This is a genomic window from Pontibacter sp. LHS2, from assembly GCF_058932845.1.
Window position 1 is genome coordinate 1 of sequence record NZ_JBZYWG010000002.1, and the last position, 17077, is coordinate 17077.

The following is a 17077-nucleotide window of genomic DNA, read 5'->3' on the forward strand; positions in this document are numbered from 1 at the left end:
CTTTACGCATATCTCTACAAGAAAAGGCAGCCAATCATGGCTGCCTTTTCTTTTTTAGCTGATTATAATACATCTGCACCGAATTTACTAAATTTACGGCCAGACTTTGTTCATCCTATACCTTACAAGAGGCTATACCTGACCATCTTCTAACTATACCCTTTATTTCAAACTAATTAGATGAAAGTTTTAAAGTTCGGCGGCACCTCTGTCGGTTCGGCTGAAAGAATGAAAGCGGTGGCGGACCTCATCAATGATGGCTCGCCTAAAATTGTAGTGCTCTCGGCCATGTCGGGTACTACTAACCAACTGGTGCAGATTGCTGAAAAGCTCTACCAGAATGCCAACCAGGAAGCGAATGCGCTCATCGATGCGCTGCATGATAAATATAAACAGGTTGTAGAGGACCTCTACACCAGATCCGACAAGAAAAAAGAGGCGCTCGAACTGATCGCCACACATTTCGATCATATCCGTTCTTTCACTTTAGACCTTTTTACGGTTTATGAAGAGCGTGCTGTGCTAGCGCAAGGCGAATTACTGTCAACGGCCCTGTTCCAGTTTTTCCTGGAAGAACAAGGTATAGCATCTGTACTGTTGCCAGCCCTCAACTTCATGAAAATTGATGAGAATGAGGAGCCGGACAATGCCTATATCAGTAAGAACCTGAAACTGGAGCTAGAAAAATACCCTGACACTGAACTGTTCATTACGCAGGGTTACATTTGCCGTAACGCCTTCGGTGAAGTAGATAACCTGAAGCGCGGCGGATCTGATTATTCTGCTTCCCTGGTAGGAGCAGCTGCCGATGCGAGCGAAATTCAGATCTGGACTGACATAGACGGCATGCACAACAACGATCCGCGTGTGGTTAAAAACACGTTCCCGATCGCTGAGCTTTCTTTTGACGAAGCAGCGGAGCTTGCCTACTTTGGAGCTAAAATTCTGCACCCGTCAAGTGTACTGCCTGCTAAGCAGAAGAACATCCCGGTACGTCTGCTCAACACCATGCAGCCTGACGCACATGGCACCACCATCTCGGCTCAGACCGGACAAGGCGGCATCAAGGCGGTAGCGGCGAAAGATGGCATCACGGCGATCAAGATCAAATCGGGGCGCATGTTGCTGGCCTATGGTTTCCTGCGCAGTGTGTTCGAGGTGTTCGAGCGGTATAAGACCCCGATCGACATGATCACAACGTCGGAGGTTGCCGTTTCACTGACCATTGACAACCCTAAATTCCTGACGGAGATCACCCGTGAGTTGCAGGAATATGGTCAGGTTGAGGTGGATCAGGACCAGTCCATTATTTGTGTGGTGGGCGATTTCATAGCCGAGCGCAGCGGTTCCGGGCTTAAGATATTTGAGGCCCTGAAAGACATTCCGCTTCGCATGATCTCTTACGGCGGAAGCAAAAACAACATCAGCTTATTGATCAACACAACCGATAAAGAAAGATCCCTGATACTCTTAAATGAGGGCATCTTTGAAAGGAACAACAACAATGCTTAATCTTTCTGTGCAGGAGTTGCAGCAGCACGCTACTCCTTTTTATGTATACGACCTCAACCTGTTGCGCCAGACCCTGCAGCAGGCCAGCCAGGAGGCCGCTAAGTATAATTTTCAGGTCCATTATGCCCTGAAAGCTAACACCAATAGCCCGGTACTGAACGAAATGCGTGCTGTTGGCTTTGGCGCCGACTGTGTGAGTGGCAACGAGGTAAAATGTGCTATAGAAAATGGCTTCCCGTCGCACCATGTCGTGTTTGCAGGGGTGGGCAAGTCTGATGCTGAAATCAACTATGCGTTAGATCAGGACATTTTCTGTTTTAACTGCGAGTCAAGCCACGAGCTGATCGTACTGAACGAACTGGCAGAGGCCAAAGGTAAAACAGCCCGTATCGCGCTTCGTATCAACCCGAACGTAAATGCTAATACGCACAAGTATATCACAACCGGACTCGAAGAGAATAAGTTTGGCATCAATGCCTGGGAACTGCCTGACGTGCTGGCGCTGCTCAAAACGCTGCCAAATCTGTCACTGATTGGTCTTCATTTCCACATCGGGTCGCAGATCACAGACCTTTCGGCTTTCCGAAACCTGTGTACACGTGTAAATGAATTTCAGGACTGGTTCGAGTCACAGCAGGTGCAGTTGGAGCATATCAACGTGGGTGGTGGCCTCGGGGTGGATTACTATAACCCGGATGAGCAGCCTATACCTGATTTTGAGGCTTACTTCTCGCTTTTCAACCAGTTTCTGGAAGTGCGCCCGAACCAACAAGTGCATTTTGAACTTGGTCGGGCACTGGTAGCCCAGAGCGGCACACTGATTTCAAGAGTGCTTTACATCAAGAAAGGCGTTTCCACTAATTTCGCCATTTTGGATGCCGGGATGACTGAACTCATTCGCCCAGCTTTGTACCAGTCTTATCACAAAATTGAGAATATCAGCAGCAAAGGAACTGAAGAACGATATGATGTGGTGGGTCCTATCTGCGAGTCGTCTGACTGCTTCGGCAAAGCGGTAGTACTGCCTGAGACGAATCGTGGCGACCTGATTGCCATCCGGACAGCAGGTGCTTATGGTGAAGTGATGGCCTCGTCGTATAACCTGCGCGACAAAGCGGCTGCCGTATACCTTGGGTGAGACGATCATAATCCATAAAACAGAAAGCCCCGGTTCCGTTGTAGGAACCGGGGCTTTCTCACTCTTAACCCAAAACCATCACAATCAGGTGTTTTTACATAGCCAACGAAATTACAAAGTCTGGCTCGGCATGCTTTACATGTGGCTGCTTCTTAAAGAAATTAGCCATTTCAAGTGCATTGCCACGAGAGCTCTTACTCGCACGCAACACAAAAGTATCTTCACTCAAAGCAGTTACAACTTCGGTGCGTGTTGTTTCACTCAAACGCTTCAACACCTGCGCCGAAGACTGCCGGCCTGCTTGTACACTTACTATAAATTCATTCGATACACCTAACAACTTCCCGTCTGCCATTTCAAAATAGGGTGCGGCATAAGCCACAGCCGCATCCTTTGAAATTTCAGAAATAGCCCCCTCTACCTGTTGACAGTTTAACCCTGCTGCTAATTTAGCCGGATACAATCGGGCTGAATTAGTCTGTACAGGCTGTCCAAGCGCCTCTATAAACCCATAACGCTCTGTCACAGCATTCGCATCTGCCTGACTCAGCGCATCACTAAATGACAATAGGATCATGCCGTTATAAACCGTACCCAACGATTTTTCTGCCCCATCATAATAATAGGTATGCGAAACACAAGGTGCGCCACCGGCTGCCTGCATCGGATTTAGCAAACCAGGGTCGAAACGCACATTTCGGATAGGTGAAACATTGTCATTTCTACAGGATGAAAATATAATTATCAGAAGTAGAGAGCTTATCCAGGGTATATAGGTTTTCATTGTCGTCGGGTATTATGTATCGTCCATAAATATTCTTTGTACGATAGTAAAACCATAAAGAGATGAAAATGATAACGTTATTTACATAAATATTTTAAAATCCTATTCTAAATGCTCTAATCCAATTCATCTCAACATACCTATAAAATTTATGTACAATTAAAAATTACAATTATATAAATACTACAATTGAATTTTTCTCATAAATTAAGACTCCGCCTTTTTAGCACTCCCTGAATTATCCTTACTAACCTAGACTGATAACATGCTTATTTTAGGCAATTATTGCTTCCGCTCTGTTTTGCACAGTACGTATCTGGTCAACTGACAAACTTTCAGGTATAGCAACTACAAATACCTTCTGCTCCTTCAGCGCGTGCTGATGAAGCTTCAGTTGTTCTGACTGTACTGCAACTACAGCTTGTTTCAAATCTACAGATTGATGCAAGACTTTTGCCTCCAACAGGTCCAATATGCTCGAACTCATTGGAGTTGTGTTATCCAGCAAAAGTTTAAGCGGTTTATCGCTCAACGCGACAGCAGTCTGATTTGTACATAGCTTCGGATAGGTATAGCGGTAACCGCGAACAGCCGACGTGATATCAGCCCATACCGCTGAACCAGTGGGGTGACTCCCCGCACCGCGCCCCTTCAGGAATTGCTGACCGGCAAACCGCGCCTCTATTTCGAGTCCGTTAAACTCAGCTTCCACGTCATACAGAGCATCGGTTTCGTGTACCAAGGTAGGCAGCACCTGCAACGAAACCCGGTCTGTACCCACTGCTCTTAGCGAACCAACGAGTTTGATGCGGCAATTTAGTGCGGCAGCCAATTCTATAGCCTCTGAACTGATGTGATTGATACCGAAGTGCAGCACCTCGTCTGGATGCACTAGTACCCCATAGGCATGCGCGGCCAGGATGCAGAGCTTGTGCAGGGCGTCTGTTCCCTCCACATCCAAAGAGGGATCGGCTTCGGCGAAACCCAATTCCTGCGCCTGAGCCAAAGCGGACTGGTAGCTACCACCCTCGCTGTGCAGCTTACTTAATATATAATTAGAGGAGCCGTTGAGTATACCCCGCACCTCCACCAGCGGCTCTGATCCATAGTAGGCCTCAAGTGTGCGCAGCACAGGTATACTGCCGCACACAGACGCCTCGTACAGCAGCACTCCCCCATGTTTCTGCTGCAAGCTTATTAACTCTGGCAGATTTTCAGCGACTACCTTTTTATTGGCCGAGACTACGGTTCTGCCCTGCTGCAAAGCTTGCCTGAGTATACTGAGCGCTTCTTTGGGGTCGCTGATCAGTTCGGCAATAATATCAAGGCTGGAGTCTTGCAACAACTCCTGCACATCATAGGTAAAGGCGGCGGCTGGCAATGTGCGTGGCTTCTCTCTGTCTTTCACGCAGATACTCCCAATCTCCCAACCAAGGTGCCGGTTAGCTTCCACCACATCGTAAAGCCCCTGCCCTACGCAGCCAAAACCGATCAGCCCAATGCGTTTTTTAAACTTTTGTATTTTCATAGTGTATGTGCTTTACTTGTTGGGTTTGATAAAAATGTCGAATTGCCTCTGTCAACTGTGCCGTTTCCACCAGAAAACCATCATGTCCGTAGCCTGAGTGGAGCAAAGCGAATCCTGAGCCGGGCACCAGTTGGCTCAGCTCACGCTGCTCCTCTACCGGAAAGAGCAGGTCGGTATCCACTCCCACAAAAAGACACTTGGCTTTTAGCCTTTCCAGCGCCTTGGCTATACCTCCCCGGTCCCGGCCAATGTGGTGGGAGTCCATAGCTTTGGAAAGCAGCCAATAGGTATAGGCGTTGAAGCGCTGTGCCAGTTTCTCACCTTGGTATACCTGATAGGAGGATGCCCGAAAATTATCGGTAATGCTACTGCCCGGCTCCTGCTGCGATGCTTCGTAGCAGGTATAGTGCCGGTAAGAAAGCATGGCAATGGCACGAGCCGTTTTAAGACCAGCTATACCTGCTTCTTTGGTATTGGTCTGCCAGGTTGGATCCTGCCGAATGGCCATGCGCTGGCTCTCGTTGAAGGCGATGCCCCAAGCCGAATGACGCGCATTGGAAGCCACCTGGATCAGGTTCTGGAAGAAATGGGGCTGTTCTATAGCCCACTCCAGTGCCTGCTGCCCACCCAGCGAGCCACCCAGCAGCGTATGCACCTGCGTTATACCTAAGTCCTGCCGCAATAGGTCAAAAGCCCGCACAATATCCCGGTTGGTCAGTGGCGGGAAGCTGTGGTAGTAGGGCTGCAGCGTTTCCGGATTAATTTCAAGTGGTCCTGTGGATCCATAGCAGCCACCCAAGGTGTTCGCACAAACCACAAACCAGTCCGCTGGGTCGTATAGTTTTTCCTCGCCAAATAATTCACCCCACCAGTCGGTGAAGTCCGAGCTGCCGGTGAGGGCGTGGCATACCCACACCACATTGCTTTGGTCTTGATTGAGTCGTCCATAAGTTGTATAGGCCAGTTGGAAGCCAGGGAGCGATGCCCCCGACTCCAGCTGAAATTTTCTCTGGTAATGGAATACTAATTGTTCAGGCATTATGCTTCGTTCAATACAGGTTCATCGTGGTGCTGCCGTACCTTGGCAAAAGCCTGTTCCAGATCAGCTTTGATATCATCGAGGTGCTCTATACCTGCGGAGAGGCGCAGTAGCGTTGGCGTTACGCCCGCACTCTGCTGCTCCTTTTCCGTAAGCTGCTGGTGGGTAGTAGAGGCTGGGTGTATGATCAGAGTTTTCGCGTCGCCGACATTGGCTAAGTGACTTACCAGTTGCAGGCTGTTCACAAAGATTTCCGCCTGTTTTTTGTCGCCTTTCAGATTAAAGGAAAGTACGCCACCAAATCCTCGCTTCAGGTATTTCTTGGCCAGGTCGTGGTATTTGCTGGAAGAAAGTCCCGGGTAGTTCACACTTTCCACCTGCTCGTGCTGCTCCAGCCACTCGGCCAGCGCCTGCGCATTTTGCACGGTGCGGTCCACACGCAGCGAGAGTGTTTCCAATCCCTGCAGCAGCAGGAAGGAGTTGAACGGGCTAAGCGCCGGACCAAAGTCACGCAGACCTTCTACCCTTGCTCTGATGGAAAAGGCGATATTGCCGAAAGGTCCGTCCGTGCCGAACACCTCCCAGAAATTAAGGCCGTGATATCCCTCCGAAGGTTCAGAGAACTGTGTAAACTTACCATTACCCCAGTTGAAGTTACCGCCATCCACGATCACACCACCAATGCTGGTACCGTGTCCGCCGATCCACTTCGTAGCAGACTCCACTACCACATTGGCGCCATGCTCCAGCGGCCTGAACAGGTAGCCACCGGCCCCAAAAGTATTGTCTACCACCAGCGGGATGTCATGTTTTTTAGCTATGGCCGCTATACCATCGAAGTCAGGTATATTGAAGCGCGGGTTGCCGATGGATTCGGTATAGATGGCTTTGGTATTTTCGTCGATCAAACTTTCGTAGCTCTCCGGATCGTCACTCTCGGCAAAGCGTACCTCAATCCCCAGCCTTTTGAAGGCCACCTTAAATTGGTTGTAAGTACCACCGTACAGGAAACTGGTGGACACAAAATTATCGCCTGCCTGCAGGATGTTGTTGAGCGCAATGAACTGAGCCGCCTGTCCGGAGGCAACCGCTACGGCCGCCACGCCGCCTTCCAAAGCTGCGATGCGCTTTTCAAACACATCGGTGGTGGGGTTCATGATGCGGGTATAGATATTGCCGAACTCCCGAAGCGCAAACAGGTTGGCACCGTGCTCCGCGTCTTTGAAAACATATGAAGACGTCTGGTAAATCGGCACGGCGCGGGAACGGGTGGTTGGATCAATCTCTTGGCCGGCGTGTAACTGAAGTGTTTCGAAATGAAGTGAATTAGACATAGTCGTTTTGTTTAAAATTTTGAAAAGTATAGAATAGATTAGCTTGTTCTAAGACAAGAGGAAAGAGGAGGCTACAGACGTTTGCTCACAGGCTATACCTGTGGCTAGACGTTATTGCAGCAAAAAATTGATTAGTATGTTGGTCGCGCTAGCAACAGCAGCAACACATGCACATGGGGTTACACATGACAGCAGCATGTGCGAGGGCATGATGAGATTGTGGCAGTTGGCCTGCCGTGGTTGATCGTAAAAAAAGCGGTGTTGGTTTTGTTCCCTTTTCCATAACGTTATCAATTTATATGCTTCCGAACATCCGGAATCAGGAATTAGCACCTTGCCTGAGGCTGGTTGCTAGCGCTTCACAGAGCCTGTCTCTCCACGCTTCTTTATAAATCGATACCCACAAAGGGATATCAGACTTGATGTTGCAATATTAGGGCAGCATTTCAAATAATCCAAATTTTTATTTTATATTATTTCAGTTTCATCGAAAAATCAATTTCATAACCTTGCAAATCAAGGCATTGCATACCTTATAAGAGAGACCCATCATATCTACAGATTCGCTATCTTTGAATAAGCATAATCGCACATGTATAACATTATCAGATCATCCCTGTTGTGCAGGTATAGATGGCCTAAAGATTAAGATGAAGATACTCCTGACCGGCGCAAACGGCTACATTGGCAAACGACTTCTTCCTGTGCTCATAGAAGGGCAGCACGAAGTGGTATGCCTTGTCCGGGACCCCCGCCGTTTCGAGGTAGCAGACAGCCTGAAGGACAAAGTACAGGTGGTAAAAGGCGATCTGCTCCAGCCGGAAAGTTTACAGGCCTTACCCCATGACATAGACGCTGCCTACTATCTGGTACACTCCATGGGCTCTGGCTCGGCAGACTTTGAAGAGGCTGAAAGAGCATCGGCCATGAACTTCGTCAGCTACCTTAACAGCACCAGTGCCAAGCAACTGATTTACCTGAGCGGCATCGCTAACGACGAGCACCTTTCTAAACACCTTAGTTCCCGCCGACAGGTAGAGGATGTGCTCGCGCAGGGCAAAGCATCGCTAACCGTACTTCGGGCGGCGATCATCATTGGGTCAGGCAGTGCTTCTTTCGAGATCATCCGCGACCTGGTAGAGAAATTACCTGTAATGATCACACCTCGGTGGCTCAACTCACGCTGCCAACCCATCGCCATACGCGACGTGATGTTTTACCTGACTGCCGTGCTCGGCCGTGAAGACTGCTATGACAAACGATTCGAGATCGGCGGACCTGATGTGCTCACCTACAAGCAAATGTTGCTGCAGCTGGCCAAAGTCCGGAACTTGAAACGGCACATCTATACCTTGCCAGTACTCACGCCCAAGCTTTCCTCCTATTGGCTATACTTTGTCACGAGCACCAACTATGCATTAGCCCGCAGTCTGGTGGAGAGTCTGCGTAACGATGCCGTGGTGAAAGACAGCAGCATACAGCAGCTTATCCCCCATAAGTGCCTGAGCTATGAGAGTGCTCTGAATCTGGCTTTTACCAAGATGGAGCAAAACATGGTGGTGTCGAGTTGGAAGGATGCGCTGGTGAGTGGCACCATCCAACTCAATTTCATGGATTTTGTACAAATTCCAGAGCATGGCGTTCTCACCGATCGCCAGCGCATGCGCTTTGACAGAGCACCTGAAGAAGTGATGGACAACATCCTGCGCATTGGTGGTGAGCGCGGCTGGTATAAGACTGACTTTCTATGGGAGATACGCGGACTACTCGACAAAATGGTGGGCGGGGTTGGTCTCCAACGCGGTCGCAGACACCCAATTGATGTTAAAGCCGGCGATTCTATTGATTTCTGGCGTGTACTGGCAGTTGACCTCCAGGCGAGACGTATGCTGCTTTACGCCGAAATGAAGCTCCCTGGCGAGGCTTGGCTGCAGTTCAGAATATGCCAGGAGGCGGATGGAAACTACCTCGAGCAATTGGCTGCATTCCGGCCAGATGGTTTAGCAGGCAGACTGTACTGGTATGCCATGCTTCCGTTTCATTTTATTATTTTTAAAGGAATGGCACATAACATCATTCATTATCGGGAGCCGTTAACAGAGAAATCTTTGCCTCCTCCGCAACATTCTCGATAATGTACAAACAATAGATTTCATAATATAAAACTATCACTATACTTAAGAGTATAATACTATGTCTGAACTCAGATGCTTATCCCCTCTGCAAAGGCATTTTACATTTATACTTATACCTTATAACTCTCACCGACAAAAATATTTTAACTTTGCCTTTCTCTAACCTAACAGACCTAATGGAGGCCATAAAAGAAACTAATTTCTCCTTCGCCGGACAGACCGGTTTTTATAGAGGCAAGGTACGCGATGTTTATTATTTTGAGGATCGTTTAGCAGTAGTTGCCACCGACAGAATTTCTGCATTTGATGTTGTGCTTCCGAGAGCCATTCCTTATAAAGGCCAGGTATTGAACCAAATAGCAAGCATAAACCTTAAAACTACTGCTGACCTGGTGCCTAACTGGGTGCTGTCGACGCCCGACCCTAACGTGACCATCGGTTACCGTTGCGAGCCTTACAAGGTAGAGATGGTGATCAGAGGCTACCTGGCCGGGCATGCCTGGCGCGAGTACAAAGCAGGTAAACGCACCGTATGCGGCGTAGCGCTACCTGAGGGTTTGCGTGAAAACGACAGACTGCCGGAGCCGATCATCACCCCGACCACAAAGGCGGATGAAGGGCATGATGAGGACATCTCGCGTGAAGAAATTCTGGCGAAAGGCATTGTATCTGAGCAAGAATATATTAAATTAGAAGCTTATACCCGAGCGCTCTTTGCAAGAGGCACGGAACTAGCCGCACAGCGCGGACTGATACTGGTGGACACCAAGTACGAGTTTGGCAGCTACAACGGCGAGGTATACCTGATCGACGAGATCCATACACCAGACTCTTCGCGCTACTTTTACCTGGAGGGATATCAGGAGCGACAGCAGAACGGTGAACCGCAGAAGCAGCTGTCAAAAGAGTTTGTACGCCAGTGGTTGATCGAGAATGGGTTTCAGGGCAAAGAAGGACAAGCTATACCTGAAATGACCGATGAAGTGGTGAACAGCATTTCGGACCGTTACATCGAGCTTTATGAGGTTTTCACAGGGAAACCTTTTCACAAAGAAAGTTATGATAATGTGCTCTCACGCATTGAGAATCACATAGTGGAAAACATTTTTAACGACAAAAATTAGAATTATTAACGTGGATTTTGGTACATTCGCGTTTAAATCCTTTACTGGTAGATCTATGAAGTACACGATTGATAAGAAAGAAAACTACACGATTATCACGATAGACGAGAAGAAACTTGATACTTCAATCGCTCCGGATTTGAAATCTGAGTTCGTGAAATTGAATGCTGAAGGGATCACCAACCTGATTCTTGACCTCAATAACGTAAAATATACTGACTCTTCGGGACTGAGCTCTATCCTGATCGCTAACAGACTTTGCAACTCGTCTAACGGTTTGCTTATCCTGACCAGCCTGCAGGACCACGTGATGAAGTTGATCACAATCTCTAAACTGGAGTCTGTATTGAACATCCTTCCTACAGTGGAAGAGGCGATCGACCGCGTGTTCCTACACGAGATCGAGCAGGATCTGACTAACAAAGAAGACTAGTTATACCTATTTTGTGGATTTCGAACTCAGGATACTCGGTAGTTCGTCGGCCACACCTTCGGCAAACCGGCACCATACCGCCCAATTGCTGACCATCGACAATCAGCTTCATCTGATTGATTGCGGAGAAGGAACCCAAATGCAGCTGATGCTTTACAAGATAAAGCATCAGCGCATTTCTAATATCTACATCAGCCACCTGCACGGCGACCACTACTTTGGTCTGGCAGGTCTGCTTTCTACCATGCACCTGCAGGGCCGCCAACAGCCCCTGCACCTCTTTGGCCCTCCAGGCCTCTCCGAGATTCTCAGCCTTCAGCTCAAATACTCTGGCACCAACCTGTGCTACAAGCTTACGTTTCATGAGCTTGACACCACCAGCTACCGCAAAATTTACGAGGACAAAAAAATCACCGTGCACACCATCCCCATGGAGCACCGTATTCCCTGCTGTGGTTTTCTGTTCCGTGAAAAGCCTAAGCCACGTCCGTTGATTAAAGAGAACCTGCCCGGCTTCCTGTCGCCACCGCAATTGGTGCGCCTGAAGTGGGGCGAGGACGTACGCGACGAGCAAGGCAATGTGCTGGTCCGCAACTCCGTGGTAACACTGGAGCCCAAGCGCAGCCGCAGCTATGCCTATTGTGCCGACAGCAGGTATAAGCCCGACATTCTCCCCTACCTGAAGGGTATTGATCTGCTTTACCACGAAGCCACCTTCACCGATGAGTTGCGTGAACGGGCGCATTATACCTTCCACAGCACCGCCCGGCAGGCCGCCGAAATGGCTGTTGCCGCACAGGTACGCCACTTGCTTCTGGGCCACTTCTCGGTGCGTTACAAAGACCTCACACCTATACTAGAAGAGGCAAAAGAAGTATTTCCTAAAACGGATTTGGCCGTAGAAGGAAGTATTTTCTGCGTGCGGGAATAAGTTGTAACTATACCCTGATTCATACAACATTTGCGTTAATACACAAAAAGTCAGGCTATTATCCATTTCCAATCCGCTGTCTTTAGTTGCTTAATCAGGTTTGTATGGGGCTAAGCGATGCGTAAGGCAATTTGAATTAGCCAACCAGATATTGTAAACTTGCTGCCTTAAGCAAATCCGACCTATGGCGGCACACCCTTCCCTCGAGAAAAAACGCACTAACCTATTTCTTGTCCTGAGTGGTATGTTTCTGTCCAATGCCCTACTAGCCGAGCTGATTGGGGTAAAGATCTTTTCAGCAGAGGCACTGTTTGGAATGTCGGGTGCCCAGATCGGCATCATGGGCGAGAAGTTTGACTTTAACCTGACGGCGGGTGTCATCATCTGGCCTGTCGTATTTGTGACCACTGACATTATCAATGAATACTTTGGCAAGGAAGGCGTTAAGAAAGTCAGTATACTGACGGTCATTCTGATCCTGTATGCTTTCCTCGTCATTACCATTGTGACTGGCTTGCCACCGGCCCCCTTCTGGCTCGAGCTCAACAACCAGGATGCTTCCGGCAATCCCTTTAATATCGACTATGCCTTTAACTCCATTTACCGTCAGGGGCTAGGCATTATCATCGGTTCGGTGGTGGCTTTTCTGATCTCGCAATTCTTAGATGCTACTGTGTTTCACTGGCTGCGCGGCTTCACGGGGAGCAGTAAGATCTGGCTTCGGGCGACGGGTTCTACCTTGGTATCGCAGCTCATCGATAGTGTGGTCGTGCTCTTTGTGGCCTTCTATATTTTCGGAAACTGGCCCCTTTCACTCGTTATGTCGGTGGCGGCGATCAATTATATTTATAAATTTTTCATTGCTGTCGCCCTTACCCCCTTGCTATACCTAGCGCACTATCTGATAGATGGTTACCTGGGTCGCCATACAGCCGAAACCATGATCGAAGTAGCCGCAGAGGAGAGCAAAGAATAGCCTGTGTTACAAATAAATTTGCTTTTAAAATAAATACGCCCTTATCTTTGCGGCCTTGCAAAACAAAATGGCTGCACACTTAGCACATACACAGATCTTCATTACGGGGTACGTCCTGCACGACCTCTAACAGTACCCATTTCCGCAAGCGGGCCTGTGTAGCCCACCCCTATTCCATATTTTTTTACTGCTTATTTTCAAAAGGGACATCTATGTTCAGAGGCATCCTTTTGGTATTTCTCGGAGCGTGCAGCTTCGGCATACTATCCACATTCGTAAAACTGGCCTACAAAGAAGGCTATACCTTGGGTGACGTGACCGGCACACAGGTATTCTTTGGCTTTGTCATCCTGTGGAGCATCGTGTTTGTGCGTCATCTAATGGGGCGTCGTAGTCTGGGTGTGTCTGCCATGGACAAACTCAAACTGGTGGCCATGGGCACCAGTACAGGACTGGTAAGCATCTTCTACTATAAGTGCGTTCAGGCGGTACCGGCCTCCATCGCCATTCTGCTCCTGATGCAGTTTACCTGGATCAGTTTATTACTGGAAGCGGTAATGAAGCGTAAACTGCCGCAGCTTTCACAAGTAGTGATGGTGCTGCTTGTGCTGGTAGGCACGGCGATGGCAGGGAGATTATTCTCCGGCACTATACCTGATTTTGATTTGGTGGGGGTAGGTTTCGGACTACTGGCGGCCGCCTGTTATTCGGTATTTCTGATGATTAACGGCTCGGCCGGCAACGACCTGCACCCGACCACCAAAAGTGCGTTGCTATTGACAGGCGCTACCATACTTGTACTGACTATCTTCCCGCCTGTTTTCTTAATAAATGGCGCTCTAGGGGATGGGCTGTTCAAATGGGGCATCTTGCTGGCCGTGTTCGGCACCGTGATTCCGCCGCTGTTCTTCGCCTACGGCATCCCCCGCACCGGCCTTGGCCTGAGTGCCATTTTAAGTTCTGCGGAGCTTCCTGTGGCTGTGGCGATGTCATACCTGGTACTGCAAGAAGAAGTATGGACAGTACAGTGGCTTGGGGTCGCATTGATTCTGCTGGCCATTACGGTTAGCAACCTGAACAGGGTATACCAGTCTCAAAAGACTAAAAAGCTGGCAACGGCTTAAACGATACAAGATTGATTGATTTTTTATTTAACCAGAGACTAGCCTATGATAAAGTAATTTTTGAACAATAAGATTTGATTTGATTTTTTTTTGAATGGCTGGGTGCATGCTCTTAAGTGAAGCGCCTGGTCATTTGCTTTTTCAGGGAAATGGGTAGCACGTATCCATAAAAACGATACAATTTATACCTACCGCATCGTCGAAAGTCAACCCCGTCGCCCCACTCTCGTATTTCTGTTCCTGGCATGTGGCATCGTAACAGTCATTATTGCCACCTATTCGCTCAACACACAATAATTTATATTTAGCAACAGTTAAATCAGATATAGCCTATCCCGAGACGGGCGCATGCAAATCTGGTATATTTTCTGTTATACATACCTCGAACCGCAAATTACGATTCTACATGAAAACAATTATCGCATTAATAGTCCTATTCTCCCTCACCCTGGGCATACAACAAGTACAGGCACAATCTGGCAAAAGCTATCAGGAATGGCTGGAGGAGAACCGCGCCGGTGGCAAGAAAACAACAGCTAAAGCGCCTGTAAAGAGCAAAGCCAAAACAGCGAAAGCAGACGCTCCGGCTGCTGACCCAACTCCTGAGGCCGCTCCTGTGCTTGCTCCCCCTAGCGGCACGTTCAGGGGCACACTGGTTTGCCAAGACTGCCAGGGCATCCAGACAGAACTAACCCTAAACACCAGCGCAAAAGGATCCAATGGGTCCTTCAGCATGAAACAGATCTACATGGGCAAGCCAGCCGACAAGAGCGTTGTCAACAGTAGCGGTAAATGGTTCTTAGCCAAAGGCAACAAACAAAACCCCGATGCCGTGGTGCTGCAGCTTATACCTACTGCCGGTGACATTGACCCGATGTATTTCCTGCAGGTAAGTGACACAGAAGTAAAGCTCCTCAACCGCACACAGGACGAGATAGAGAGCAACAGAAACTATTCGCTCAAGAAACTTTAAAGGGCCAGGTATAGAAATGTCGTAGTCGGGCTACGGGTGTTTCAGCAATTTGCGTTATTTTGCAGCTGTAAACCATTTTCCCGACTATGGCACGATACCTTACGGGCATTCAGAGCACAGGCCGTCCACACTTGGGCAACCTGCTGGGTGCTATCCTCCCAGCCATCGAACTTTCGAAGGCATCACAGGAGCAGGCGCTGTATTTCATCGCCGACCTTCACTCCCTCACAACTATCCGCGAACCACAGGTGCTGCGCCACAACACCTATTCAGTAGCCGCCGCTTGGCTTGCCTGTGGATTCGATACCGATAAACATATTCTATACCGTCAGTCCGACGTGCCGATGGTTACCGAGCTGACCTGGTACCTCAACTGCTTCGCCCCTTTCCCGATGCTGGCCAATGCGCACTCGTTCAAGGATAAGTCGAGCCGCAGAGGACTTGCCGATGTAAATGCCGGCCTATTTACCTACCCGGTGCTCATGGCGGCCGATATCCTGATGTATGATGCGAACATCGTACCTGTAGGCAAAGACCAGATCCAACACCTTGAGATCACCCGTGACATCGCCAGCTCGTTTAACCACATCTATGGTGACACCTTTGTGCTGCCGGAGGCCAAAACAGACGAAACAGTGATGACGGTGCCCGGCATCAACGGTGAGAAGATGAGTAAGTCTTATGGCAACATCATCGACATATTCGAAGCAGATAAGCCGTTACGTAAAACGATCATGAGCATCGTGACGGACAGTACACCGCTTGAAGAACCGAAAGATCCAGACGAGGATACGACTTTTAAACTCTACAGTCTGCTGGCCTCGCCGGAAGAAATACTACAGATGCGCAACAACTACCTGAATGGTGGCTATGGTTACGGTCATGCCAAGCAGGCACTGTATGAGCTTATCATCAAGAAGTTTGCAAAAGAGCGTGAGCTGTTCAACCACTACATGAACAACCTGGAAGAAATAGACAAGAAGTTGCTGGAAGGCGCTGAAAAAGCGAAAGCCATTGCGTCGCCTGTTCTGGAACGCGTTCGCCAGAAACTGGGCTACTAAGCCTTTATACCTGTCAAACTAAAAAGCGGCTGCTGAACATGATTCAGCAGCCGCTTTTTGTTTATACCTATACTTTAGGCACCGGTACCAATTGGGCGGTCGTTACGGGACCACTCGCTCCAGGAGCCTACATACAAGGTAGGTATACCCAAGCCAGCCTGCTCCATGGCCAGGGCGGTGTGGCAGGCTGTTACGCCAGAGCCACAGTGCACCACGACATGCTCTATGTCGCGTCCGTTCATAGCACTTAAGTATTTCTCGCGAAGCACGTCCGGTGACAGATACGTGCCATCTGGTGCCAGATTAGTCTGGAAAGGAATATTAACAGCTCCCGGTATATGGCCGGCGATCAAGTCAATTGGCTCCGTCTCGCCTCGGTAGCGGGAGGCATCACGCACATCCACCACCAGCCAGTTAGGATCATGGGCAGCTTTCGCCACTTCCTCCATCGGGATGGTTGGCAATTGCCAGGCCTTGAAAGGGTATGGATCGGTTGGCTTCACGGCTTCTTCTGAGCTGCTTACAGGTATACCTGCTGCCACTGCCGCCTGGTAACCGCCATCCAGTACCTGCACCTGATCATGCCCCGCAGCACGCAGCATCCACCAGAAGCGAGCAGCGGCATTGGCTCCGTTCATATCATCATACACCACCACCTGGCTGTTGTGTGCTATACCCAGGTTACCTAACAATGCTGCAAATTTCTCCAGATCGGGCAAAGGATGCCGCCCTCCATCGGCAGGGTCGGGTTTTATGTCGGCCATGTCCTTATCCAAGTCTACATGCAGGGCTCCAGCTAAGTGCTCCTGTTCATATTTAGCCCGGGCATTAGCGCCTGAACGGGCATCGATCAGTACGAGGTTACCATTGCGAAGCAGGGAAGACAGGTCAGTCGCATTCAGGATTGGTTGCATAAGTCAGTATTTAAAAGGTATAGCAAGATGACTGATGGAAGTTAAACAAAAGTTTAGACGAGAAAAATTTT

At 49.0% G+C, this 17077-nt stretch carries 15 protein-coding genes and 1 riboswitch; of the genes, 10 read left to right on the top strand and 5 right to left on the bottom strand.

From position 1 onward, the window contains the following. Nucleotides 1–180 precede the first annotated feature (180 nt). A complete protein-coding gene (locus AC5FX6_RS08665; RefSeq protein WP_493596653.1) occupies nucleotides 181–1512 on the top strand; it encodes an aspartate kinase in 1332 nt (443 codons plus the stop codon). Beyond that, nucleotides 1505–2650 (top strand): diaminopimelate decarboxylase, encoded by a 1146-nt coding sequence (gene lysA, locus AC5FX6_RS08670; protein ID WP_493596654.1) that lies wholly within the window; start codon nucleotides 1505–1507, stop codon nucleotides 2648–2650. Before AC5FX6_RS08665 ends, lysA begins: the two co-directional genes overlap by 8 nt. Before the next feature lie 94 nt (nucleotides 2651–2744). Here lysA and AC5FX6_RS08675 read toward each other — a convergent pair whose 3' ends face one another. The 4 genes from AC5FX6_RS08675 to AC5FX6_RS08690 all read right to left on the bottom strand — a co-directional run bounded on the left by AC5FX6_RS08675 (nucleotide 2745) and on the right by AC5FX6_RS08690 (nucleotide 7335). Then, nucleotides 2745–3434, bottom strand: a complete 690-nt coding sequence (locus AC5FX6_RS08675) for a hypothetical protein (RefSeq protein ID WP_493596655.1) — start codon at nucleotides 3432–3434, stop codon at nucleotides 2745–2747. 274 nt (nucleotides 3435–3708) lie between these two features. Further along, nucleotides 3709–4962: a homoserine dehydrogenase gene (locus AC5FX6_RS08680; protein ID WP_493596656.1), complete on the bottom strand. Its 1254-nt coding sequence runs from the start codon at nucleotides 4960–4962 to the stop codon at nucleotides 3709–3711. Further along, the gene (gene metX, locus AC5FX6_RS08685; protein ID WP_493596657.1) at nucleotides 4943–6001 is read right to left on the bottom strand and encodes a homoserine O-acetyltransferase MetX; all 1059 of its coding nucleotides are present in this window, start codon (nucleotides 5999–6001) and stop codon (nucleotides 4943–4945) included. The genes AC5FX6_RS08680 and metX overlap by 20 nt, the downstream gene beginning before the upstream one ends. Next, entirely contained in the window at nucleotides 6001–7335 is a 1335-nt protein-coding gene (locus tag AC5FX6_RS08690; RefSeq protein ID WP_493596658.1) for an O-acetylhomoserine aminocarboxypropyltransferase/cysteine synthase family protein, read from the bottom strand. The genes metX and AC5FX6_RS08690 overlap by 1 nt, the downstream gene beginning before the upstream one ends. Nucleotides 7336–7627: 292 nt before the next feature. Next, nucleotides 7628–7730: riboswitch (SAM riboswitch) on the bottom strand. 255 nt (nucleotides 7731–7985) lie between these two features. Here AC5FX6_RS08690 and AC5FX6_RS08695 point away from each other — a divergent pair. The 8 genes from AC5FX6_RS08695 (at nucleotide 7986) to trpS (ending at nucleotide 16092) form a co-directional block, all read left to right on the top strand. Next, nucleotides 7986–9470: an SDR family oxidoreductase gene (locus AC5FX6_RS08695; RefSeq protein WP_493596659.1), complete on the top strand. Its 1485-nt coding sequence runs from the start codon at nucleotides 7986–7988 to the stop codon at nucleotides 9468–9470. A gap of 176 nt (nucleotides 9471–9646) precedes the next feature. Continuing rightward, nucleotides 9647–10594, top strand: a complete 948-nt coding sequence (locus AC5FX6_RS08700) for a phosphoribosylaminoimidazolesuccinocarboxamide synthase (protein WP_493596660.1) — start codon at nucleotides 9647–9649, stop codon at nucleotides 10592–10594. A gap of 55 nt (nucleotides 10595–10649) precedes the next feature. After that, nucleotides 10650–11027 (top strand): STAS domain-containing protein, encoded by a 378-nt coding sequence (locus tag AC5FX6_RS08705; protein ID WP_007657896.1) that lies wholly within the window; start codon nucleotides 10650–10652, stop codon nucleotides 11025–11027. A 13-nt stretch (nucleotides 11028–11040) separates the two neighbouring features. Further along, nucleotides 11041–11958 (top strand): ribonuclease Z, encoded by a 918-nt coding sequence (locus AC5FX6_RS08710; RefSeq protein ID WP_493596661.1) that lies wholly within the window; start codon nucleotides 11041–11043, stop codon nucleotides 11956–11958. A gap of 184 nt (nucleotides 11959–12142) precedes the next feature. Then, the gene (locus AC5FX6_RS08715; RefSeq protein WP_493596662.1) at nucleotides 12143–12934 is read left to right on the top strand and encodes a queuosine precursor transporter; all 792 of its coding nucleotides are present in this window, start codon (nucleotides 12143–12145) and stop codon (nucleotides 12932–12934) included. A 212-nt stretch (nucleotides 12935–13146) separates the two neighbouring features. Further along, on the top strand, nucleotides 13147–14058 hold the full coding sequence (locus AC5FX6_RS08720) for an EamA family transporter (RefSeq protein WP_493596663.1): 912 nt from the start codon (nucleotides 13147–13149) through the stop codon (nucleotides 14056–14058). 406 nt (nucleotides 14059–14464) lie between these two features. Next, nucleotides 14465–15031 carry a copper resistance protein NlpE N-terminal domain-containing protein gene (locus tag AC5FX6_RS08725; protein ID WP_493596664.1) on the top strand — a complete coding sequence of 189 codons (567 nt, stop codon included), beginning with the start codon at nucleotides 14465–14467 and terminating at the stop codon, nucleotides 15029–15031. Between the two features lie 86 nt (nucleotides 15032–15117). Beyond that, nucleotides 15118–16092 carry a tryptophan--tRNA ligase gene (gene trpS / locus AC5FX6_RS08730; RefSeq protein ID WP_493596665.1) on the top strand — a complete coding sequence of 325 codons (975 nt, stop codon included), beginning with the start codon at nucleotides 15118–15120 and terminating at the stop codon, nucleotides 16090–16092. A 74-nt stretch (nucleotides 16093–16166) separates the two neighbouring features. Here the strand turns inward: trpS and AC5FX6_RS08735 are convergent, their stop codons facing one another. Continuing rightward, nucleotides 16167–17006: a sulfurtransferase gene (locus tag AC5FX6_RS08735; RefSeq protein WP_493596666.1), complete on the bottom strand. Its 840-nt coding sequence runs from the start codon at nucleotides 17004–17006 to the stop codon at nucleotides 16167–16169. Nucleotides 17007–17077 lie beyond the last annotated feature (71 nt).